Origin of the sequence: Amycolatopsis thermophila (genome assembly GCF_030814215.1) — a bacterium.
In the GTDB taxonomy this organism is placed as follows: Bacteria; Actinomycetota; Actinomycetes; order Mycobacteriales; family Pseudonocardiaceae; genus Amycolatopsis_E; species Amycolatopsis_E thermophila.
On sequence record NZ_JAUSUT010000001.1, the window covers coordinates 6700794 to 6721275 of the forward strand.

The following is a 20482-nucleotide window of genomic DNA, read 5'->3' on the forward strand; positions in this document are numbered from 1 at the left end:
TCAGTTGCCCTTGGCGGCGCCGCCGAGGCGGATCGCCGAGACGAGGAAGAAGATGCCACCGAGAACGGCGTAACCGGCCACAGTGGACAACGACGGGTTCGCCGCGGAGGCGCCGATGACGAAGTTGGCGCCGGCCAGCACCGAGATCCCGCCGCTGAGGATCATCGGCCACTGACCACCCATCTTGCGACGGACGATGGCCACGATCAGCTGGACCAGCCCGGCGACGATCGCCCAGGCACCCCACACCCTCAGCACCGCCGGCACGCCGGACGAGGCGGCCACGCCCACACCGACGGCCGCGGCCAGGCTGATCACGATGTTGACGTACAGACCGCGAGCCGACCCGGTGGCGCGGGACGACCGGGCGTCCACGATCGCGGCGGCGACGTCGAACAGCGGGTACAGGACGACCAGGACGACGCCGACCGCCCCGATCTCCGACTTGGTGGTGACGAACAGCAGAACCGCCCACACGATGGCGAAGGCGAACCGCACGAAGTACAGCCGGCGCAGCGCATGTGCGATTCCGCCGGCGGCGGGTGAGTCAACGGTGGTCACGATGATCCCTTCGAGACTGCGGAGAACTTCCAACAAGACCGAACGTTCTATCTCGATCCAGCATGGACGGGTGACCGGCCGTTGTCAATACCGAACGTTCTACTTCATCGGATGGGTCTCCCGAGAACTTCCTCGGTCGCGGATCGGATCACCGTGAGCCTCACCCCCTCTCCTCCGGTGAACAGCGAAGCGTGCGCGAACTCATGCCCAGCCCCGGTATTCGTCGGCCGGCAGCGGGTGGTCGGCCGGGACGACGCGGGAGTGGACCGCGGTCAGGCAGCCGGGGCAGAGCAGCTGCCGGAAGACGATCTCCGCGTCGACGTACTCCTCCGGGTCGGGCCAGATGTGGGGGCCCGCTTCGGTGGGCGCCGCGTCCCGGCGAGCCAGCGCCGTGACGAACTCGCCCCCGGCCAGAGGCCCGATCTCGGTGCCACAGTGGACGCACATCACCGTCCCGCCATCCGGCGATTCCCGGACGGCGAGGTTGTCGTCGAGCCGGCGCACCTGGCTCAGGTCCGGTGTGCCCGTCGGCAGGAAGCGGGGGCCGGGAACTTCGGCGTCGGATGCTCGCCGCTGCCGCAACGTCTGGCGGGCTCGGCCGGTCGCGGTCACGTCCACTTCGCCGTCGTCGCGGAGCACGACGCCGTAGACGTCCCGCGCCGCCTCTGCCGACACCCGAACCTGCAACACGTCCTCGCGCACACTGTCCGGCGAGCGGAGCAACGGGTCGCCGTACCCGCCACCGGCCTGCCAGTGCAGGTAGAGCGCGTCGCCGGGGCCCAGGTCCGACTCCCCTTCACACGGCAGCACCTCGATCTCCCCGCCCAGCTCGCCCAGGTCGGCGGGGATGGTGACCGCCTGGGCCAACTGGGGTTCGTGCACCCCCCGCACGACCAGGTCGAGCTGGGAGTTGCCGGGATACCCGCCCGCCAGGCCGACGTTCTGGTTCGCGACCTTGCCGGTTCCGGAGACGACCAGCGACATCGTCCCGTTCTGGTCGGGGTGCTGCACGTAGCAGACCGAGCCGCTCATCCCGCCCCGCTGCCGGCCCGGCCCGCCGGAGTCGGTCTGCTCACGGCGCCACAGCGCCACGAGCGGGTAGAGGTACTCGGTCATTTCGACGTCCGGTGCCCGCGCCGAGGGGATGATCAACCGGCCGCCGGTGTCGACGCCGTCGTGGTACACCTGTGCTCCGTAGCCACCGGCCATGACGTCGAAGACCGGTGAGACGAAGCCCTTGCTGCCCCCGCCGCGGGTGTCCACACCGGACACCACGCAGAGGTCGGTGGTGCCGTTGCAGATGGATTGCACGTCGGTGCGGTGGGCGGGTTCGGCGTCCAGCATCTTGGCGAGCACCTCGGCGACCAGGTTGCCCGATCCCCAGGCCGGGCCGAACGGGCCCTTGCCCACCGCGGCCGGGAAGGACGCGTTGGTGATGGTGTCCTCGTCGGTGACGATCTCGAAGCAGCGCATCAGCCCGCCCGCGGCCCACGGGATGTCCCCGGCCAGCAGCGGCAGCATCGTGAAGACGATGCCCGCGCGCAGCCCCGGGTAGGGGCAGTTGATGATGCCGGTCTGCCCGGCGGTGCCGCGGAAGTCGAAGACGAGCCGGTCGGCTTCCTTGGTCATCGCGACCTTGATGGCGTGCAGGCCGCGGTCGCCGGTCTGCGACTGCTCCTGGTAGCCGACCGCCGACCACGTCCCGTCCGGCAGGGTCTCGAGCTTGGCCCGCAGCCGGCGTTCGGCGTCGTCCATCATCCGGTGCATCACCGCCTTGACGGTGTCGGCGCCGTACTTGGTGATGAGCCGGAGGATCTGCTCGGCCGCGTTCTTGTTGGCCGCGATCTTGGCCCGGAGGTCGAGCCCCACCAGGTGCGGCAGCCGCGACCGGCGGACCCAGGCGTCGGCGACATCGCGCTGCAGCACCCCGCCGCGCACGACCTTCATCGGGGGCGTCGGCACGGCCTCGCCGAACACGTCCTGGGCCGACGGGCTGAAGGAGCCGGGCCGCGGCCCGCCCAGGTCGACCTGGTGGGCGATGGCCGTCGTCCAGCCGAACAGCTTGCCGTCGTGGAAGACCGGCGCCAGGATCGCGGCGTCGTTCTGGTGCAGCCCGCCACCGATCCACGGGTCGTTGCACAGGAACATGTCGCCTTCGGCGATGCCGGGGTTGTCGCTGCGGTTGCGCAGGGTCCAGGTGATGGCCAGGTCCATCGAGCCGATGAGGCCGATGTTGTAGGTGCCGACCTGGACCTGCTCGCCGAGCTCGTCGCAGATGGAGAAGTTGAAGTCGTTGGACTCGGTGACCACGTGCGAGCCCGACATCCGCCGCAGCGTCTCCCCCATTTCCTGGGTGATCGCCCACAGCCGGTGCCGGACGACCTCGTAGGTCAGGGCGTCGACCTGGTCGGCCTGCCCGGCGTCGACCTGGTGCAGGGGCAGGGTGGGCGAGATCTGCCGCAGCAGCTCCTCGCGCGGCATGGGCCGGCTGGTGAACTCGTCGGCCCCGGGGATCTTGGATGTCATGGGAGTTGTCCCCACTGGTAGCGCAGCACGAGGTTGCCGAGGTGGTCGACGCGGCCGGTGACCCCGGCGGGAACCACGACCACCGTGGTCGGCACATCGACGATGGCCGGCCCGACGAGCTCGTGGCCCGCCCGCAGCCGTGCGTAGTCGTAGACCGGGGTCGGCACGAAGCCGATCTGCGAGTCGAGGCACACGGAGCGTTCCCCGAGCAGAGCGTCCGCCGGATCGGGGCTGTCCGCCTCCGGGACGACGGGAAGGCTGACCGGGAAGCCGAGGCCCGCCTTCGCCCGCACCCGGTAGGTGATCGCCTCCACGCCGGCCTCGCGGTAACCGGCACCGCTGCCGTTGATGCGCTCGTACTGCTCCTCGAACCGCGCGAGGATCTCGTTCCCGGTGTGCTCGGTGAACTCCGCGTCCGGGACGGCCGTCGCGAGCTCGGTGACCTGCATCGAATAGCGCAGATCGATCTCGCGGTGCAGCGAGACGTCGTGGAACTTCACCTTCTGCGCCTCCAGCGCGCGCTGCAGATCGGCCTCCAGCTGCGCGAAGTGCGATTCGAGCACGGTGTGGTCGACGGGGAACGACGACGGATCGGACAGCTCGGCGCTCAACGCGACATCCGAAGCCGCCAGGCCGTACGCCGAGAAGGCCGACGCGACCGGACCGAGCGGCACGACGACCTCGCTCACGCCCAGGTCCTGGCAATAGCCCGCGCAGTGGGCCGGCCCGGCGCCGCCGAAGGCGTAGGCGACGAAGTCGCGGGGGTCGTAGCCGGCCTGCACCACGGCCCGGCGCAGCAGGTCGCCCGCCTGCGCGTTCTGCACCTCGTGGATGGCGATGGCGGCTTCTTCGACGGTGAGGCCGAGCGGTTCGGCGACGTGCTCGCGGATCGCTTCCCGCGCCAGGTCCAGCCGCAGCGGCTTGCGGCCACCGAGCAGGCCGCGCTCGCTCAGGATGCCCAATACCAGGTTGGCGTCGGTGTTCGTGGGCCGCGTGCCACCGTTGCCGTAGCAGGCCGGGCCGGGGACGGCTTCGGCGCTCTGCGGGCCGAGCCGCAGGTTCCCGCCCTCGTCGACGGAGGCGAGCGCGCCGCCGCCCGAACCGATGGTGTGCACGCGGATCGTCGCCGCGTTGATCGGGAACTGGTTGACGATGGAGCCCGGCGCCATGACCGGCTCGCCGTCGACGATCAGTCCCGCGAGGAACGTCGTGCCGCCGACGTCGGTGGTGATCACGTTGCGGTGGCCCAGTTGCCCGGCCAGGCGCATCCCGCCGACGACCCCGCCGGAAAGCACGGACCCCACGGTGGTGATGGCGTGCTCCGGAGCCCGGTCCGCGGTGATGGTGCCGCCCTCGCTCTGCATGACCAGCAGCGGCCCCTTGAGCCCGCCTGCCTCCAGGTGCTTCTGCAGCGGCAGCAGGTACGTGCGCAACCGGGGCCCCACCTGGGCGTTCATGATCGTCGTGGAGGTCCGCGCGAACTCGCGGATGCGGGGACTGACCTCCGAGGACAACGTGACGTACATGTCCGGGGCGATCTCGTGGATCAGCTCGCGGACGCGCTGCTCGTGGGCCCCGTTCTTGAACGACCACAGCAGGCAGACCGCGATCGCCTCGACGCCCTGGTCCACCAGGGACCGCGCGACGCGGCGCACCTCGTCCTCGTCCAGCGGCACCAGGACCTTCCCGGCATGGTCGATCCGCTCGGTGACCTCCAGGGCCCGGTACTTCGGGATCAGCTGCGCGGGCTTGCGCTGGCGCAGCGTGTCCTGGATCTCGTGGGCCGACCGGCCGAGGGTGCGGCCCTCGGCGTTCATGATGTAGATCGCGTCCCGGTGGCCCTTGGTGGCGATCAGCCCGACGTCGGCCACCTGCCCCTGGACCAGGGCGTTGATCGAAGCCGTCGTGCCGTGGGCGATGTAGTCGGTCTGCGCGAGCAGCTCGCCGACGTCGATACCCAGCTCAGCGGCGAGGTCCTCGATCGCGCGCATGACACCGGCCTCGCGGTTCGGCGGGGTCGTCGGCGTCTTGGCCGACACGATCCGGCCGGCGCCGTCGGAGGCGACCGCGTCGGTGAACGTGCCGCCCACGTCGATGCCCAGTGCGTATGGCATGCGTTTCTCCTGGTGGTCTCTACCGCTGGCGGGCCGCGACGCGCCCGGTGGCTGTGTGGAGGAGCTCCTCGGGACGGGCGTCCGCACCGCCCATCCAGGCGACGTGCTGGTCCGGGCGCACGAGCAGCAGCTCGGCGGGGTACCCGCCGGGCAGGTCGACGACGGTGAGCGGGATCCCGAGCTCGCGCGCCGCCAGCGTCCACGGCGTCACGGCGACGCCCGGATCCGTCCGCAGCAGCGTGAAGCCGGGGCCGAGGACGTCGAGCACCGGCCGGCCGTCGTCGAGCCAGACGTGCGGCAGCCGGAACCCGGGCCGCGCGCGGTCCTGGTAGTCCCCCATCGTGATCTCGGCATGGTCTTCGCCGCCGACCACCAAGGGCGAACGCGCGTAGTGGTAGCCGAAGCTGAACCCGTCGGGGGAATACCGCCGCGGCTCGGTCTCGGCCAGCCGCCCGGCGAACTCCGCCCGCGCCCGCTCGCCGTCCGGGCCGGGCAGGTGGATGTCCGGCGAGACGTCCGCGAACGCCGTGCGCGCCTGGGAGCCCACGGCGGCGGCGAATTGCTCACCGACCGGCTTGCGCTCCAGCTCGTACGCGTCCAGCAGCTCCGGCGGAGCCCAGCCGTGGTGCACGGCGGCCAGCATCCAGCTGAGCGTCGCCGCGTCCTGGATACCGGCGTTCATGCCGAACCCCCCGACCGGGATCCAGATGTGGGCGGCGTCGCCGGCCAGGAACACCCGCCCCGCGCGGTACCGCTGGGCGACGAGCCGGCGACCGGTCCAGCGCACCACGCCGAGCACCTCGTGCTCGACGGGCTGTCCCACGGACTCCCGCAGCAGCTGTTCCGGGTCCTCGCCCTCGGTGTCGTGGTCCGGGGCGAAGGCGACGTGGTTGAGCCACAGTGATTCCCCGTCGATAGCGATCAACGACGCGATCCGGCGGCCGTAGGTCCAGTAGGTCCAGGCCCGGTCCCCCGCGGTCAGCCGCCCCAGCTCCGGCGAGCGGACGAAGGTCGACACGAACCGCTGGATCGCGTCGACGCCTTCGTACCGGATGCCCAGCTGACGGCGGACGGTGCTGTGGGCGCCGTCGCAGCCGACCACGTAGGCGCAGTGCACGGTGCGACGCACCCCGGCGGTCTCCACGACGGCCTCGACGTGGTCGTCGTGCTGCCGCAGTTCGACCAGCCGGGTACCGCGCTCGAGCGTCAGCCCGGGCAGCCGGCTCGCGTGCCGCTCCAGAACGGGCTCGAGGTAGAGCTGCGAGATCCGGTGCTGCGGCTCCGGCGTCGGCCAGGTCTCCTTGCCCGCACCGGCCAGCACGTCGCCGGCCGACGGGAGGTCGATGCGGAAGATCTCCTCGCCCGTCAACGTCGTCCGGTAGTGGATCGACGTCGGGTAGTCCTCGGGCAGCCCGGCTCGGCGGATCTCGTCGGCCAGCCCGAGCCGCCGGAAGATCTCCATCGACCGCGCCGACGTGGTGTTGCACCGCGGGTTGACGCCCCGCTCTTCGGTGGCCTCCACGACGTGACAGGCCACGCCGCGCCGGGCCAGGTCGATGGCCAGGGTCAGGCCGGCGGGGCCGGCGCCGACGACCAGGACCCCGGTCCGGTCTTCAGTGTGCTGTGTCATGCGTTCAGGAACTCCTCCACCAGGCTGCAGAACTCATCCGGCCGGTCGACGTGGATCCAGTGCCCGGCCCCCGCCACCACCTGCAGGCGACCGTGTGGCAGGGCGTCGACGAGGCGCTGGGAAACCTCCACCGGCGAGACCCGGTCGCGCTCCCCGTGCAGCGCGAGGACCGGGTTGGCGATCTTGGTGAGATCGACCGGCGGGGGGCCGCCGGCGCCGTCGGCGAACATCGACCGGAAGGCCGGCTCGGCGCCGGGGCGAAGGGCTTGCCGCAGCCGCAGCCCGGTGAGCTCGTCGAGCAGTTCTTCGTGGACGCTCTCGTCCGCGACCAGCCGGCCGAGGGTGGCCCGCATGGACTTCCTGGTCGGGTTGTCGTAGAAGGGAACCGCCGGAGGCGGCGGCCCGGTCCCGGCTCCCCCCATGACGACCGCGCGGTCGACCCGGTCGGGCGCCACCGACAGCAACGCCAGTGCCGCGGCTCCGCCCGCCGCCGAGTTGCCGACGACGTGCACGCGGTCCAGCCCGTGCTGGTCGAGGAGGTCCACGACCTGCCCGGCCCGCGCCAGAGCCCACGCCTGCGGCCCCTTGAGCCCGCCCGTCCCGGCGATCTGCGAGCCGAACCCGAGCAGATCCGGCGCCAGACAGCGGAACCCGCCGGCGAACCTGGGGCGCACGCTCGCCCAGTTGCTCGCGGCATCCACGCCTGGCCCACCGCCGTGGAGCAGCACGAGATCTGATGTGGCCGGCACCTACCGCCTCCTCGCTGGATGGTACGTCGGGCCGCTCGTCACGACAGCCGCGCCAGGAACTCGCCGGTGGCGATCAGCTGCGAGGAGGTCAGCGCCATCACCCGCAACGCGGCCAGGTGCATCTCCGCGGCCGGCATCGGGCCGGCCCCGAGGTCCGGGTAGTCACAGGACGCGCACGCATCCGAGACCACCACGGAGCGGAACCCGCGTTCCAGTGCCCCGCGGGCCGTGCCGAGCACGCAGCATTCGGTCGTCATCCCGGTGAGGACCACCGTCTCCACGCCGAGCCCACGCAGGATGAGCTCCAGGTCCGTGGCGTAGAAGGCGTTGTAGCGGTGCTTCTTGATCACCGGTTCCCCGGGAAGCGGGGTGAGTCCGGGATGGATCTCCGCCCCGCGCTCTCCGTCGACCAGCGCCTCCCCCGCCGCCACCGGCGGGTACAGCTCGCGATGGACGCCCATGTCGGCCCCGCCGGGACGGTGGACGTGCGCGGCGTGGAGGACCGGCATCTTCCGGCTGCGCGCGGCGCCGAGCACCTTCTGGATCGCGGGGACCACGCGCCGCCCTTCGGGGAACTCCAGCGGTGCGCCCTCCTCGACGAAGTCGTTCTGCATGTCGATGACCAGCACCGCGGTGCGGTCCACGTCGATCACCGGGCTGCTCATGCTTCCGCCACCGCACTTTCGACAGGCTGGTTCGTGGCATTCCGGGACGCACGCCCGAACCGGATGAGCAGGATCGTCACGAGCGCACCGATCACGCCCGGGATCGCGAAGGCCCGGAACATCGACCCGGGGGCCCAGCCGGCCTGCAGCAGGAAGCCGGCGATCAGCGGCGCCAGGACGGCGCCGAGCCTGCTCACCGCGACGGCCAGGCCGAGAGCCGTCGCGCGGGCTTCGGCCGGGTACAGGCTCGGGATGATGACGGTCATCCCGGAGACCGTGCCGTTGAGGAACAGCCCGACGAGCACCGCCACGACCAGCGCGGTGGCCAGCGTGCCGAGGGAAACGGAGAACAGGATGAGAGCGAGGGCGCCGACGCCGAAGTAGGCGGCGGTCAGCCGCCGGGTCCCGGCGCGGGCGGCCAGCAGTCCGAACAGGACCGCGCCGGTGACCCCGCCGAGACTGAACAGAACGCCCCCGCTGATGCCCTGCTGGTTGGACATCCCCGCCTTCAACAGCAAGCTCGGCGTCCACGAGCTGGCGAAGTAGAACATGAGCTGCGCCGCGATGAAGGCCACCCAGACGAGAAGGGTCCGGACGGCGTTGCTCCCGCGGAACAGCGCGTCGAGGGCGACCTTCCGCGACGCCGGCGGCGCCGCGGGCAGGTCCGCGACCGGAGCACGGCCCATCGAGCCGAGGATCCGGTTGAGCTTGTCCAGCGCCTGGCGCGGCCGGCGGGCGACGAGGTAGTCCATCGACTCGGGCAAGTAGCGCAGCGCGACGGTGAAGAGGATCGCCGTGACGACGCAGCCGAACACGAAGACCGATCGCCAGCCGAACGCACCCAGCAGAGCGCTCGAGGCGATCCCGGCGATGACCGAGCCCAGGCCGTAGCCGGTGGTGATCAACGCGACCACGAGCCCCCTGCGCCGGTGGTTCGCGTACTCGGAGGTGAGCACCGGCAGGCTGGCCGCCATCGCACCCACCGCCGCGCCGGTCACGAGCCGGCAGGCCAGCAGCTGGCCGAAGTCCTGCGAGACGGCGGCGGCGAGCATGCCCAGCGCGGCCAGGGCGAGGCACCCGAGGGTGAGCCGCCGGCGTCCGACGCGGTCGGCCAGCGGGGCGAGGACGAGCCCGCCGATGGCCATCCCGGCCAGCCCGCCGCTGAGCAGCACGCCGACCGCCGACGGGGACAGGCTCCACTCACGGGTGATCGCCGGCCCGACGTAGGACGTGACCAGAAGGTCGAACCCGTCGATCAGGTTGATCACGAGGCACAGGGCGACCGCTCTCACCTGGGCGCGGCTCATCGGTGAATTCTTCACCTGTTCGAGGACGTTCAAGGGAAACCTCGCTTCGTTGCGGCGGTCAGGCAGCCCCCCGAGAGGGCCCTGGGGACACCGCTGGAAGCGCGCGGGAGCCGGGACCCATCCTGTTCTGTATGTAGCGCTCACTCTACAACATCGAAAAACCGTTGGCTACCGCTCAGGGGAACCCGCGGCTCCCCGGGTGCCGCCGCCGAGGCGTTCAACGCAGACGATCCACAGTGGCCGGAGCGGGTGGGTCCGGACCTCGTGACTCCGCCGTGCTCACTCGGGTTGGATCCACGAGCCGGGCGTCCACGCCGAAACCCGGCGCGCGTCTCTTATGGAACGCTCAACACAGCCGGTACGTCTCGTGCCGCCGGCGGAAAGCCTCGGGTGGGCGCAGATCCGCAGCGTGATCGTGCGCACTGCCGTCACTGGCTTCGAGGAGCGGCCAGATCGGCGGCCGCGGTCTCGGTCAGCCCCGACACGAGCATGCCGAGCAGGTCGTCCCTGCCCTTGATGTAGTGGTAGCGCGAGGGGCGCTCAACCCGCCGCTACGCGCCGCGTCCTGGGCCTGCCCGAGGCGAACTTCGCCGGGCCGACTGCGTGAGCCGGCCGGCGAGTGCCAGGACGAGGTCACGGAGCTCGTCGGGTCGTTCGATGACGAACGGCAGGTCCAGCGACGCGAGCACGCCGGGCAGCCAGTCGAGCCGTTCCACCCGCAGTTCGACCCGGGACCAGTGATCGGTGTCGGAGTCGGCGCCGCTCACCGGCGGCGACTCCGCCACGATCGCGACGCCGGCGGGAAGCCGCGCGCGGATCTGCTCGGCAGTCCCCTGGATCCGCAGAGTCACCTCGTGGCGGTAGGGAACGGTGGCGAGTCCCGTCAGGACGCGCTCCGCGGGGTCGAGCCCTCCCGGCGGGTCGAACGAGCCGGGCAGGGGCCGCGCGCCGGCGATGCGATCCAGCCGGAACGTCCGGTCTTCGCCGATCGCGGGATCGGTGCCCGTCACGTACCACCTGCCCGAGTGGGCGACGAGCCCGTACGGGTGCAGGGTGCGTTCGCTGCGCCGGCCGTCGGCGGCGGTGTACCGGATCGAGACCGGCCGGTGGTGGCTCACCGCGTCGGCGATCGCGAGCAGGACCGCGGCCTCCGGGGCGATCGGCTCACCGGCTGGAGCCGTGAAGGCGATGGAGCCGAGCACGGCGTCGAGCCGGCGGCCGAGCCGCTCGGGCAGCACCCGCCGGATCTTGGCCGCCGCCGTCTCGCTCGCCGTGCCGGTGGCGGTCATCATGCCGGCCCGGCGCCCGGCGATCAGGCCGAGCAGCACGGCGAGTGCTTCGTCGTCGCTCAACATGAGCGGCGGCATGCGGTAACCGGAGGCGAGCCGGTAGCCGCCGTAGCGACCGCGCACCGACTCCACGGGCACGTCGAGGTCGACGAGGTGGTCGACGTACCGCCGCACCGTGCGCTCGTCCACACCGAGCCGGCCGGCGAGTTCGGCCACCGTCCGGGTGCCCCCCGACTGCAGGAGCTCCAGCAGGGTGAGCACGCGAGCGATGGGGCGGGACATGCCCGGAAGTCTGCCACCTGTACCGGGCGGGTTCTGCCCGGTATTCGTCCTAGCGTGCGGTCAGCAGCACCGACCGACCAGGAGTGAACCCATGGACTTCGTCTCGATCCGCATCATCACCGGCGACGTCGCCCGCCTCGTCGACTTCTACGAGCGCGCCACCGCGGTGCGGGCGAACTGGGCCAACGAGGACTTCGCCGAGCTCAGGACGGCCTCGGCCACCCTCGCGATCGCCGGCACCCGCACCGTTCCCCTGTTCGCGCCCGGCTCCGCCCACCCGGCCGCCAACCGCAGCGTCATCATCGAGTTCCAGGTCGACGACGTGGACCGCGTGCACCAGAACCTGACCGGCTTCGTGACGGACGTCCTCAACGAACCCACCACGATGCCCTGGGGCAACCGCGCACTCCTGTTCCGCGACCCCGACGGCAACCTGGTCAACTTCTTCACCCCGGTCACGAAGCGCCCCAGCCCCCGTCGAGGACCAGTTCGGTCCCGGTGATGGACGTCGCCTCGGGTGAGCACAGGTACGCCACCGCGCCGGCGACTTCGTCCGGCTCGATCAGGCGTTTCACCGCCGACCTCGCCAGCAGCACCTGCGACAGCACTTCATCGGTGGTCAGCTCGTGCACAGCCGCCTGGTCGGCCAGCTGGTTCTCGACCAACGGAGTGCGCACGTACCCGGGGCACACACAGTTGCTGGTCACGCCCTTCGCCGCGCCCTCCAGTGCGATGACCTTCGACAGGCCCAGCAGCCCGTGCTTGGCGCTGACGTAGGCGGACTTGTAGGCGCTCGCCCGCAGGCCGTGGATGCTCGAGATGTGGACGATCCGCCCCCAGCCGCGTTCGTACATGTTCGGCAATACGGCGCGGCTCAACAGGAACGGCGCCTCCAGCATCAGGCGCAGCATGAAGGCGAACCGCTCGGGCTCGAACCGCTCGACGGGCGCGACGTGCTGGATGCCGGCGTTGTTGACCAGGATGTCGGCGTCGAACTGCCGCTCGGCCAGGTCGGCGGTCCGGCTCAAGTCGATCGCCAGGGCCTCCCCGCCGATCCGCTCGGCCGTCCGCGCCGCGGCCTCGGCGTCGATGTCGCACACGACGACGTGGGCACCGAGCGCGGCGAGCCGGGTCGCCACGGCGGCGCCGATTCCGCTCGCCGCGCCGGTGACGAGGGCGCGGCGACCGGACAGGTCAGGCCCGGGAAGAGTGTTCATCACGACCTCGGGGAAGCGAAGGGATTGGCGCTGGCGTGGTGGTGGCCCCATTCGTCGGAGCGACCGAAGTCGTGGGGGACCCAGTCGTCGCCCACCTCGATGCCCCCGCATCCGATCTCCAGGTGGAACCCGCTGGGGTTGCGGACGTAGAAGGAGATCGCCTTGTCGTTCATGTGGCGGCCGAGGCTGATCGAGATCGGCACGTCGTTGGCCTTGGCCCGGTCGTAGGCCCGCCCGACGTCGTCGATCGAGGCGTGCTCGAACTCCAGGTGGTGGATCGACGGCGTCTCCGCGGCCGCGAGGGCGATGCTGTGGTGAGTCCGGTTGCAGCGGAAGAAGAACAGCCCGGGCGCGCGGTAGTCGGTCAGCTTGAACTCGAGCACGGTTTCGTACAGCTCGCGAAGCTCCTCGAGGTTGGGGCCGGCCAGCACGAAATGCCCCAGCCCGGTGACGCCGCGACCACCGGCCGGGCGGTCGGCGCCGACGCGCACCTTCGCTTCACCCACCGCCAGCTCCACCCGGTAACCCACCGGGTCGGTGAACCAGCGCAGGTGGGTGGCTCCGCGCAGCTCCCGCTCCTCCGCGGTTCCCTCCGCGACGGCGAAGCCGGCATCCCCCAGGCGCTGTGTGAGCCGCTCGAGCTCCCGCGGCGAATCGACGATCCACCCCAGTTCCCGGGGGCTGTCCTCGGTAGACGGATACAGCGCGACGCGGTACTTGAACTCGTCGAGTTCGGCCAGGGCGATTTCGTCCGTGCCCACCTTGGCGTGGGTGACGCCGACCCCCAGCGTGCGTCCGAGCAGCTCGACCCACGCGTCGATGTCGGTGACGTTGAGACCGACGTAGCCCAGCTTCCTGATACCCACCGTGGTCATCCCTCCGATGCGGCAGCTGCTCCGCCGTGCAGAAATTCGCGAACGATGTGGTTGAACTCGGGCGCGCGCTCGTACTGGACCCAGTGCCGGCAGTGCGGTAGTACGCGCAGCTCGGCGTCGGGGATCCCGTTGAGGATCTTGGGGGCCCAGGCCAGGGGAACGGTCTGGTCTTCCCGGCCCCACACGAGCAGCGTGGGGGCCTGGATGAGGGCCAGGTCGGGGGTCAGGTCGCCGAAGTTCGGGGGGATCGGCAGTTCGGGGTGCGCCCGGAGGCTCGATTCGTACCGCTCGTCGATGAGCGCCTCGGTCGCCAGGGACTCGTCGAACACCATGAGCCGGACGAACCGGGCCATGGCCTCACGCGAGGGCTTCTCCGCCGCCATGTACGCGAAAAGGTGTTCGAGCCCGACGGGCCACGGCGGCGCGTCCGCCGGGAGAACCCCGCCCGGCGCCATGAGAACGAGCCGGTCCACGCGATCCGGGTAGCGCATCGCGATCCGCATGGCCACGGCACCCCCGTAGGAGTTGCCGACCAGGTGGGCCCGGTCGATCCCGAGTGCCGTCATCGCGCGGCACACCCGGTCGGCGGCGTGGAAGATCAACGGCTCGTCCGTTTCCGGCCGCGAGGACTGTCCCCAGCCCGGCAGGTCGACCACGATGTTCCGGTGGTCGGCGAAGGCGGGCAGGTTGCCGCCGAAGTTGCTCATCCCGGTGGCGCCCGGCCCCGAGCCGTGCAGCCACACGACCGGACTGCCCGAACCGGAATCGGTGTAGGCCAGACGCGCGTCTCCGACATCCAAGGTGCTCGTCACTGTGCCGTCCTCGTCCCGTTGTATGTAGCGCTCACTATACAACGGGCGGCGGCATTATCAAGGCCGGCTTGTCAGCCAGGGGATGACCGGAGTACGACGGGCGCCGTCAGCGCTTCCGCTTCGCCCCGCCGTCGCGATGCTCGGCCAGGCCGCGGATCAGGGCGACGAACGGGGCGACCTGCGAGCTGTAGCTCATGCCGTCGAAGCTGTTGCCCACCGAAAGGCCGTCCGTCAAGGCTCGCCCGAGGACGGCCAGCTGCTCGACGAGGGCTTTGTTGTTCTTGCCGCCGTTCGGCGCGAAGATCGGCGTGAGCGCGTCCACCCAGGAGGCGTGGGCGCAGTCGCGGACACGGCGCACGGTCGCCTGGACCGCTTCGGAATCCTTCTGCGGACCAATGCTGATGGCCACCAGGAGCTGAAGGTAGTCCGGCCGCTGGTCGAGGGACCTGCAGGCCGCCGAGAACCACGCTTCCAGACGCTCGAGGGGCGCCAGGCCGTCGAACGAGGACGGGCTGGGGAACAAGGCGTGCAGCTCGTCGAAGGTGCGGTCGAGCAGTGCCGCCAGGACGCCGAGTTTGCTCCCGAAGTGGTAGTAGATCGAGCTGGGCGGGAACCCGGACTGCGCACTCAGGTCCGAGATGGCCATGCCGTCGTAGCCCTTTTCGCCGACGAGGGCGCGAGCCGCGTTCAGGATGACCTCCCGGGTGCCCAATTCGGCACCAGCCGGCGCGGAGCCGGAATCCCTCACCATGCCGCCATGATAGGTCCGCCTCGACCGCACACCCCCACCGGGCGCGACGTGCGGCGACCCGGCCGGCCGGACCGATGCCCCACGTCGGTCCGGCCGGAGTGTCAGGCGACGGTCGCGTCGACCGTCACCGGGATGTTGCCGCGTGTGGCGTTGGAATAGGGGCAGATCGCGTGCGCGGCTTCGACGAGTTCGTCAGCCGTCGCCTGGTCCACACCGGACAGTTCGACGTGCAACGCGGCGCTGAGGCTGAACCCGCCCTCCGGTGTGGCGTGCACCTGCACCTCGGCGACGACCGCGGAGTCGGCGACCCGGGTCTTGCGCTGCGCGGCAACGGCCTTGAGCGCGGAGTGGAAGCACGAGGCCCACCCCGCCGCGAACAGCTGCTCGGGGTTGGTCGCGCCACCGGGACCACCCATCTCCTTGGGGATCGCCAGGGTGATGTCGAGCAGGCCGTCGTCGGACCTCGCCTGCCCACCCGCCCTGCCGTCACCGGTCGAGGTCGCGATGCCGAGGTACAGGGGTTTGCTCATGACGGGAAGTCCCTTCTCGATCGCGAAACGCTTCGCGATACCGAACGTTCTATCTCAGTCCATCATGAGGCCACCGGAGGGCCGTGTCAAGACCGAACGTTCTACCTCTCGCCGGTGGGACAGGACCCGTCGCTGTCGTCCGCGCGACTCCGATGTGGACAGCGGCCCCGGGGCCGGTATCCGGATGTCAAGCCCGCAGGCAGAACGGGTGGCCGGCCGGGTCACGAAGCACGCGAAAGCGTTCCCGGCCGGGTTGTGACGTCTCCGCGGTGGCCCCGAGCCGGATCGCTTCGCGTTCGGCGGCGTCGAGGTCTTCGACGGCGAGGTCGAGGTGGAGCTGCTGCGGCCGCTCGTTCGACGGCCAGGTCGGTGGCCGGTGATCGTCGACCCGGACGGCACCGAGGTACATCGTGCCGGTCTTGACCGCACAGAAGCCCGGTGTCTCGATCGCCATCTCACCGTCCAGCATGGCGGCCCAGAAACGGGCCAGGGCGACGGGGTCGGCGCAGTCGAGGTTGATCGCGGCGATACGGGGCACGGACACTCCAGGGAAGATCGAATTGGCCGGCGGTCAGACCACGGGGACGAGCGGGACGTCGAGGAGACCGCGGTCGCCGTCGACGCCGTGGGCCAGGGCGGCCGTCGTGTCCTCGTGGGGAGCGCCCGGCCGGATCGCACTGACCTCGTCCAACAGCCGGTAGTGGTGCGGGCCGACCTCGACGTCCAGGGCGTCGAGGTATCCCTCCAGGTGGGCCGGGGTGCGGGGACCCACGACGGGGACCATCGAGGTCGTGGCCTCGGCGGCTCGCCGGCAGAGCCAGGCCAGCGCGACCTGGACCGGACCCGTCCCCACCTCCTCGGCGACCGCGAGGACCGCGTCGAGCACAGCGGAGCCCTCCCCTTCCGTCGCCTGGGCACTGAGGCGGCCCTGCTCGCCGCGCCGGTACTTCCCGGTCAGCAGACCACCCGCCAACGGGGAGTACAGGAGGACACCCAGCCCATGGGCCTGCGCCATCGGCAGGAGCTCCCGGTCCGCGGAGCGCTCGGCCAGGCTGTACTCGGTCTGGATGCCGGCCAGTGGCGCATGCCCGCCCAGCTCCGACCGGACCGCGGCACCCGCGACCCGCCAGGCCGGGAAGTTCGACAATCCGGCATAGCGGACCTTGCCCGACCGGATCAGGTCCTCGAACCCGGCCAGGATCTCCGGCATCGGGGTCACTCCGTCCGGGAAGTGCGGCATGAAGACGTCGACGTAGTCGGTCTTCAACCGCCGCAAGCTCTCCTCCAGGGAACGGATCATGGTCTTGCGGCTGTTGCCGGTCGTCCCCGGGCGGATCTGGGCGTGCCTGCTCCCGGTGTACTTGGTGATCACCACGAAGTCGTCGCGTTCGCGGCCGAGGAGATCGCCCAGGACGGCCTCGGCCTCGCCGTTCTGGTAGATGTTCGAGACATCGAAGGTGGTGCCACCGGCCGCGACGAAGGCCTCGAAGATCGACTTGGCGCCCGCCAGGCCGGTGGCCGCCGGCGCCGACCCGAAGTTGGCCGTGCCCAGCACGTACTCCGAGACCCGCAACCCGCTCTGTCGTCCGAAGATCTGATAACGCACGAAGTCTCCTGAAGCACGTGGGCGTTGGGGTATGGTCTGGACGCTACCAGAAAAAACGAATGGTCGTTCTTTATGCCAAGAGTCAGCCAAGCCCATCTCGACGCACGCCGGCAGCAGATCATCGACGCGGCCCGCGCCCGCTTCGCCACCCACGGTTTCGCGCGCACGTCCATGACCGACCTCGTCGCAGCCTCGGGCCTGTCCGTCGGAGCGATCTACCGGTACTTCCAGAGCAAGGACCAGATCGTCGCCGCCATCTGCGAGCAGGCCGGCCAGGAGCTGCCCGCCGAGCTGACGGCCCGATCCGCGCGCGACTTCCTCCAGCACATCCGCACCCTGGCCCGCGAGGAGGACCACGCCCGGCTGGTCGCGCAGATCTACGCCGAGGCCGCCGTCTCCCCGCTGCTCGCCACGCTCGTCCGCCGGCAACTGGACGACCTGCGCGCCGCGGTCGTCGCGCGCCTGCCCGATCGTGAGCCGGTGGACGCCGAACGCATCGCCGAAGCATTCGTGGCCCTCTGCCACGGCTACACCCAGCAACTCGCCGTGCGCGGCGACCTCGACCCAGCCCCCTTCACCGCAGCTCTCACCACGATCCTCGAATCGTGAGGAAGCACCGCCGGAACGGCGTCCCTGAGGCTGGATGCGACAGTGAGGCCATGGATGAGGACACCCCGCGACTGCTGGCCGACACGAACCCGTTACCCGAGACGATCGACGCGAGGCTAGCGCAGCAGCTCACGTTCCTCATCGAGATCGACCGGCTCAAAACCGTCCTGCGACAGTCGCCCTTGGCGGCTGCGGACCGCCGGGAGAACGACGCCGAGCACTCGTGGCACCTGGGCCTGATGGTCGCGATCCTGGCCGAGTACGCGGACGAGAACGTCGACATCGGACACACCATCGAGCTGGTCCTGATCCACGACCTCGTCGAGATCTACGCCGGCGACACTCCGCTCTACGACGCCGGCAAGGGCCTCGACCAGCGCGAACGCGAGGCGGCCGCGGCCGGCACGCTGTTCGGGCTGCTGCCGGCGGACCAGGCGGCCCGGTTCCGCGCGCTGTGGGACGAGTTCGAAGCGAGGCAGACCCCGGAAGCCCGCTTCGCCAAGGCCGTGGACCGGCTCCAGCCGCTGCTGCTGAACTGGATGGCACGCGGCGGGACGTGGCGGACCCCGGGCGTGACCGCCGACGACATCCGCGCGCGCAAGGCCGTGATCGGGGACGCTTCGGCGGCGTTGTGGGCGGCCGGCCAGGAGTTGATCGACGAGGGTGAACGCCGCGGCTGGTCGCGGCCCGGAAGCGCATCGATCACCTGAGCTGCCCGGCTCGGTGAACCACGGTGGCGCGGATCTCGCCGGTCGCGGTCCGCATCCGCGGGTCGGACTCGCCCACCGGACAGTCGCTGTTTCGCCACCGTAGGAAGCCGAATCGTCCCGAAGCGCCGGCTGCGGAGAGCAATCTCTCGAATTCCGTTTTCCCTTGGCCGAAGTTGTGGCACACCTGGCCGTTCCGGACGATTTTCGCGGGTTGGCCCGGGACCGGTCTGCGTTACAATCTCCAGGTATGTCGGGTGGTAGCCGGCACAGCGTTGTTCCTGCCCGCGTCGGTCGTCGTCGGGCAGTGACGTCGCCATGATCTGGGAAGTGCTGGCTCTCGGTTTCGTCCTCAGCCTCGACAATTTCCGGGTCTCGATCGCGCTCGGCACCGTCCCGTTCGGTCTCAAGCGCGCGGTGCAGGTCGCGCTGGCGTTCGGGCTGTGGGACGCCGTCATGCCCCTCGCCGGGCTGTTGGTCGGTCACCAGATCGGCGAGTCCGTCGGCGACGTCGCCGACGTGCTGGGTGCCGCCGCACTCGGCGCGTACGGGGTCTACCTCGTCATCTCGGCCCTGCGGAAACCCGCACCGGACGAAGTGGACCATCCGTGGGCGCTGTTCGGCATCCCGCTGACCCTGAGCCTGGACAACCTGTTCGCCGGGGCGAGCCTGGGGATCCTCGGTCTCTCGCCGTGGATCTCCGCCACCGTCTTCGGCGCCATCACGGCCGTGTTGTCGCTGATCGGACTGCAGGTCGGGCGGGCCGCGGCGCGCCTCATCCGGATCCGCTCGGACCTGGTGAGCGGCGTCACCCTGATCATCGCCGCCGCCGCGCTGCCGTTGGTGTTCGGCGGCTAACTCCCGGGACGGGCCCGGCGGGCAACGCCATGTGGGCGGGGAATCAGCGGGACACCTCGCGCCCGTGCGGGAAGGTTGGCCGCCTCGACGGCCCGGACGACCAGGTCGTGGTCGGGTGACAGGTGACAGACCGGGTCGGTGCGGGCGGCGTCACCGGTCAGCTGGAACGCCTGGCAACGACACCCTCCGAAGTCGACCTCCCGCCGGGGACAACTCCGGCAGGGATCCGGCATCCAGCCGGTCCCCCGGAACGCGGTCATCACCGGGGACCCGGTCCAGATCCGCTCCAGCGGATCCTCCCGCACACTCGCCCGCGGCAACGGCAGGGACTGCGCGGCCGGGCAGGGCAGGACGTCACCGTTCGGCGTCACCGTCAGCTGCCGGGAGGCCCAGCCACCCATGCAGGGCTTCGGGTAGCGGCTGTAGTAGTCGGGGATGACGTACACGACTTCCATGCGGTCCCGCAACCGCTCGCGGGCGGCGCGCACGACGGTTTCCGCTGCCTCGAGCTGACTCCGGCTCGGCAGCAGCGCGTCGCGGTTGCGCCAGGCCCAGCCGTAGTACTGGGTGTTGGCCAGCTCCACCCGGTCGGCACCCACCTCCTCGGCCAGCCCGATCACGGCGGCGATGCGCTCGATGTTGTACCGGTGCAGCACCACGTTCACGGTGAGCGGCCAGCCGAGTTCCTTGACCAGGCGCATCGCCTCGATCTTGCGGTGGAAGGACGGGGTCCCGGCGATCGCGTCGGACGCCGCGGGTTCGTCGGCCTGGATGCTGATCTGCACGTGGTCCAGACCAGCGGCGCGCAACTGCTCGCCCTTGGAACGTGAGAGCCCCAGCGCACTGGTGACGAGATTCGTGTAGAGCCCGACGTCGTGGGCGCCCGCGACGATGTCCACCAGGTCGCGCCGCAGCAGCGGTTCCCCGCCGGACAGGTGGCACTGCAGCACCCCCAGCTCACTGGCCTCGGCCAGCACCCGCAGCCACTCGTCGGTCCCCAGCTCGTCGGAGTACTCGGCGATGTTCAGCGGGTTGGAGCAGTACGAACAGGCCAGCGGGCAGCGGTAGGTGAGCTCGGCCAGCAGACCGAAGGGGCTATCCATCACCGACCTCCACGCAACGCCGGGCGACGAGCCGGGTCAGGAACTGCCGCACCTCGTCGCAGCGAACTTCGTGGTAGCGCGCGCTCAGCTCGGCCCCGATCTGGGCCACGGTACGTTCGCCGTCGCACAGTTCGACGATCGCCGCGCCGCTGCCGTTGAGCACCACCACCGTCTCGGGGTGCAGCAGGACGTGCCGCTGCCGGGCCCGGCTGAAGGTCAGCCGGACGTGGCGCGCCAGCCGCGGACGGTCCGATGTGGACACCTCGTGCCCGGTGACCGGGTCCATGGCGC

The 20482-nt window shown here is 70.7% G+C and carries 21 protein-coding genes; 4 read left to right on the forward strand and 17 right to left on the reverse strand.

Annotated features, from left to right (window positions below; genetic code table 11):
• The 8 genes from FB470_RS32800 to FB470_RS32835 all read right to left on the reverse strand — a co-directional run bounded on the left by FB470_RS32800 (position 1) and on the right by FB470_RS32835 (position 11123).
• The gene (locus tag FB470_RS32800; RefSeq protein WP_306997895.1) at positions 1 to 561 is read right to left on the reverse strand and encodes a hypothetical protein; all 561 of its coding nucleotides are present in this window, start codon (positions 559 to 561) and stop codon (positions 1 to 3) included.
• Between the two features lie 201 nt (positions 562 to 762).
• Entirely contained in the window at positions 763 to 3087 is a 2325-nt protein-coding gene (locus tag FB470_RS32805) for a hydantoinase B/oxoprolinase family protein (protein ID WP_306997897.1), read from the reverse strand.
• Complete coding sequence (locus FB470_RS32810) at positions 3084 to 5201, reverse strand: hydantoinase/oxoprolinase family protein (protein WP_306997900.1); 2118 nt, start codon at positions 5199 to 5201, stop codon at positions 3084 to 3086. Before FB470_RS32810 ends, FB470_RS32805 begins: the two co-directional genes overlap by 4 nt.
• 19 nt (positions 5202 to 5220) lie before the next feature.
• A complete protein-coding gene (locus FB470_RS32815; protein ID WP_306997902.1) occupies positions 5221 to 6831 on the reverse strand; it encodes an FAD-dependent monooxygenase in 1611 nt (536 codons plus the stop codon).
• A complete protein-coding gene (locus tag FB470_RS32820; RefSeq protein WP_306997904.1) occupies positions 6828 to 7580 on the reverse strand; it encodes an alpha/beta fold hydrolase in 753 nt (250 codons plus the stop codon). Before FB470_RS32820 ends, FB470_RS32815 begins: the two co-directional genes overlap by 4 nt.
• A 38-nt stretch (positions 7581 to 7618) precedes the next feature.
• A complete protein-coding gene (locus tag FB470_RS32825) occupies positions 7619 to 8245 on the reverse strand; it encodes a cysteine hydrolase family protein (protein WP_306997906.1) in 627 nt (208 codons plus the stop codon).
• Positions 8242 to 9552 carry an MFS transporter gene (locus FB470_RS32830; protein WP_306997908.1) on the reverse strand — a complete coding sequence of 437 codons (1311 nt, stop codon included), beginning with the start codon at positions 9550 to 9552 and terminating at the stop codon, positions 8242 to 8244. Before FB470_RS32830 ends, FB470_RS32825 begins: the two co-directional genes overlap by 4 nt.
• A 551-nt stretch (positions 9553 to 10103) precedes the next feature.
• Positions 10104 to 11123 carry a helix-turn-helix transcriptional regulator gene (locus FB470_RS32835; RefSeq protein ID WP_306997909.1) on the reverse strand — a complete coding sequence of 340 codons (1020 nt, stop codon included), beginning with the start codon at positions 11121 to 11123 and terminating at the stop codon, positions 10104 to 10106.
• A gap of 91 nt (positions 11124 to 11214) precedes the next feature.
• Between FB470_RS32835 and FB470_RS32840 the strand changes: the two genes are divergently transcribed.
• A complete protein-coding gene (locus tag FB470_RS32840) occupies positions 11215 to 11625 on the forward strand; it encodes a VOC family protein (protein ID WP_306997910.1) in 411 nt (136 codons plus the stop codon).
• On the opposite strand, the gene FB470_RS32845 is transcribed toward FB470_RS32840, so the two are convergent.
• From FB470_RS32845 to FB470_RS32875, 7 genes are all read right to left on the reverse strand, one after another.
• Entirely contained in the window at positions 11579 to 12340 is a 762-nt protein-coding gene (locus FB470_RS32845; protein WP_306997912.1) for a 3-hydroxybutyrate dehydrogenase, read from the reverse strand. The genes FB470_RS32840 and FB470_RS32845 overlap by 47 nt on opposite strands.
• Positions 12340 to 13206, reverse strand: coding sequence for a VOC family protein (locus tag FB470_RS32850; protein WP_306997914.1), 867 nt, complete (start codon positions 13204 to 13206; stop codon positions 12340 to 12342). Before FB470_RS32850 ends, FB470_RS32845 begins: the two co-directional genes overlap by 1 nt.
• A gap of 5 nt (positions 13207 to 13211) precedes the next feature.
• Positions 13212 to 14027 (reverse strand): alpha/beta fold hydrolase, encoded by an 816-nt coding sequence (locus FB470_RS32855; protein ID WP_306997916.1) that lies wholly within the window; start codon positions 14025 to 14027, stop codon positions 13212 to 13214.
• Between the two features lie 106 nt (positions 14028 to 14133).
• Positions 14134 to 14778, reverse strand: coding sequence for a TetR/AcrR family transcriptional regulator (locus tag FB470_RS32860; RefSeq protein WP_306997918.1), 645 nt, complete (start codon positions 14776 to 14778; stop codon positions 14134 to 14136).
• A gap of 101 nt (positions 14779 to 14879) precedes the next feature.
• Positions 14880 to 15308 (reverse strand): organic hydroperoxide resistance protein, encoded by a 429-nt coding sequence (locus tag FB470_RS32865; protein WP_306997920.1) that lies wholly within the window; start codon positions 15306 to 15308, stop codon positions 14880 to 14882.
• 187 nt (positions 15309 to 15495) lie between these two features.
• Complete coding sequence (locus FB470_RS32870) at positions 15496 to 15852, reverse strand: VOC family protein (RefSeq protein ID WP_306997922.1); 357 nt, start codon at positions 15850 to 15852, stop codon at positions 15496 to 15498.
• Positions 15853 to 15879: 27 nt separating this feature from the next.
• Positions 15880 to 16914, reverse strand: coding sequence for an aldo/keto reductase (locus FB470_RS32875; protein WP_306997924.1), 1035 nt, complete (start codon positions 16912 to 16914; stop codon positions 15880 to 15882).
• A 72-nt stretch (positions 16915 to 16986) separates the two neighbouring features.
• Between FB470_RS32875 and FB470_RS32880 the strand changes: the two genes are divergently transcribed.
• From FB470_RS32880 to FB470_RS32890, 3 genes are all read left to right on the forward strand, one after another.
• The gene (locus FB470_RS32880; RefSeq protein WP_306997926.1) at positions 16987 to 17523 is read left to right on the forward strand and encodes a TetR/AcrR family transcriptional regulator; all 537 of its coding nucleotides are present in this window, start codon (positions 16987 to 16989) and stop codon (positions 17521 to 17523) included.
• Between the two features lie 50 nt (positions 17524 to 17573).
• Complete coding sequence (locus tag FB470_RS32885; RefSeq protein WP_306997929.1) at positions 17574 to 18233, forward strand: HD domain-containing protein; 660 nt, start codon at positions 17574 to 17576, stop codon at positions 18231 to 18233.
• Between the two features lie 315 nt (positions 18234 to 18548).
• On the forward strand, positions 18549 to 19088 hold the full coding sequence (locus FB470_RS32890; RefSeq protein WP_306997930.1) for a manganese efflux pump MntP: 540 nt from the start codon (positions 18549 to 18551) through the stop codon (positions 19086 to 19088).
• Here the strand turns inward: FB470_RS32890 and pqqE are convergent.
• Together pqqE and pqqD are read right to left on the reverse strand one after the other, a co-directional pair.
• Complete coding sequence (gene pqqE / locus FB470_RS32895; protein WP_306997932.1) at positions 19085 to 20191, reverse strand: pyrroloquinoline quinone biosynthesis protein PqqE; 1107 nt, start codon at positions 20189 to 20191, stop codon at positions 19085 to 19087. The two genes, FB470_RS32890 and pqqE, sit on opposite strands and share 4 nt — an antisense overlap.
• The gene (gene pqqD / locus FB470_RS32900; protein ID WP_306999604.1) at positions 20184 to 20477 is read right to left on the reverse strand and encodes a pyrroloquinoline quinone biosynthesis peptide chaperone PqqD; all 294 of its coding nucleotides are present in this window, start codon (positions 20475 to 20477) and stop codon (positions 20184 to 20186) included. The genes pqqE and pqqD overlap by 8 nt, the downstream gene beginning before the upstream one ends.
• Positions 20478 to 20482 lie beyond the last annotated feature (5 nt).